The sequence below is a fragment of the Streptomyces sp. NRRL WC-3549 genome (assembly GCF_000721935.1).
Lineage (GTDB): Bacteria > Actinomycetota > Actinomycetes > Streptomycetales > Streptomycetaceae > Streptomyces.
In genome coordinates, this window is sequence record NZ_KL585394.1 from 355,923 (window position 1) to 357,791 (window position 1,869).

Sequence of the window (1,869 nt, forward strand, 5' to 3'; positions counted from 1 at the left end):
CGCCGCCCGCCGCTCCGGCGATCAGGGCCACCGCGGTGTGTACCCCGTCCACGCGGCGGCGCTGCTCCTCGGCGCCCTCCGGGTCGAGGCCGGTGCAGGCGGGCGGCAGACCGACACAGATGCGTTCGGCGAGCCCCGCGGCGAGCGCCGACAGCGCGGCGGTGTCCGTGCCGCGCACGTCTCCGTAGCGGAGCGACCGGGCCAGCGCCGGCAACGCGTCCGCGAGGTGGCCGACGTCCGCGTCGAGGGCGGCGCGGTCCGCGAGGGCGCTCATGACGACGGACAGCGCGTCGGGCAGCCCGGCCAGAAGGCAGCGCTCGGCGAGCACGGTCACCTCGGCGAGGGCCGTCGCCGCGACGGCGTCGGACTCGGCCCGCGCACTCGCGGCGGAGACCACCGTCGTTCCCCACACTCCGGCCTCCGCGACCCGGACGTACATCTCGGGCTGCCAGTGCAGTCGCCAGCTCTCCCGGAACGTGCCCGTGCCGCCCCGGCCCGCCACGGGCCGGCCCCACTCGACCCCGAGCAGCCGCAACCGGTGCAGCAGTCTGCTGCGCGCCGCGTCGGTGTCCTTGCGGAGGTCGAGCTCCAGGTCCCGCCGCTCCGCCACCGGTCTGAGCCGGAGCCTGCGCTGCTGCCCGGTGAGATCCCGCTGCAACGGCACGGCGGGCGCGCTGTCCGGCACCGTACCGAGGGCCTCGCCGACGACGAGCCGGTCCCGGACGAGGGCGAGCGGGACGTCGGACCCCTCGCACATGACGGCGCGGACCGCGTCGGTGGCCTCGGCGAGCCCGGCGGCCGGGCGGCCCCTCATCGCCGCCAGCGTCCCGGCGAGACGCACGGCCTCGATGACGTCGGCGGAGGAGACGGAGCGGTCCTGCTCACGGAACAGTCCCGCGACCTTCGTCATCCAGCGTTCGACGGGCCTGTCCCGGGCGTCGAAGAGGTGCCCGTACCAGCCCGGGGACTCGATCCCCGCGCCGTACCCGCTGTGCCGGGCGAGCCTGCGATGGGTCCAGGGCACCCAGGTCGTCTCCGTCCTGACCTTGGGGATCCCCCGCAGGAGCGCCTTGTCCGCGGCGATGGTGGTGCGCGCGGCGAGCGCGGGGACGTGCCAGGCACCGCAGACGACGGCGACGCCCTCCCCGTACTCCTTGCGGGCGGCGCGCATCCGCAGCCGCATGGACGCCTCCCGGACGGCGTCCCGGGGGTGCCCGCCGTCGCCGTACGCCTCGCGCAGCGCCCCCATCGCCTCGGCGAGCGCGGCGAACGGTGCCCGTGGGTCGGCCGGCGCACCGTCCGCCGTGCGGTGCTCGACCACGTCCTCCCACCAGCGCTCCGCGTCGTCGTACCCCGCGGTCGCGGCCAGCACGCCGATCGGGTCGACCACCGGAGCGGCGTCCGGCCGGGTCTCCCGCTGCTCCGGCACGGCCAGGCCGTGTGCGGCGGGAAGATCCATGAAGCGCACCGGTACCCGGTGGGCCAGCGCCCAGCGGATCGCCACCCACTCCGGGGAGAACGCCGCCATCGGCCAGAACGCGGCGCGCCCCGGGTCGTCCACGGCGTGGACGAGGAGGGCCACGGGCGGCCTCATCCGCGCGTCGGCTGCCAGCGGCAGCAGGGCGTCGGCCTCCGGCGGCCCCTCGATGAGCACGGCGTCCGGCCGCGCGTGCTCCAGGGCGGCGAGCACCGCACGCGCGGAGCCAGGACCGTGGTGCCGCACCCCGAGCAGGAGCGGACCAGTGGACGCCCCGGCACCCCCGCCGCCCGCACCGCCGCCGCCCGCACCGCCGCCACCCGCACCGCCGCCGCCCCGCCCGCGCACGGCCGTCCCACGGGCCGTCATGCCGAGACCTCACGGCAGGGGCG

At 77.6% G+C, this 1,869-nt stretch carries 1 protein-coding gene; it reads right to left on the reverse strand.

Going from position 1 to position 1,869, the window contains the following annotated elements; translation table 11 throughout:
- Positions 1 to 1,846: DUF5682 family protein (locus tag IH13_RS0112405; RefSeq protein WP_082317582.1), on the reverse strand; the 1,846-nt coding region annotated here is incomplete at its 3' end.
- Between the last annotated feature and the right edge of the window lie 23 nt (positions 1,847 to 1,869).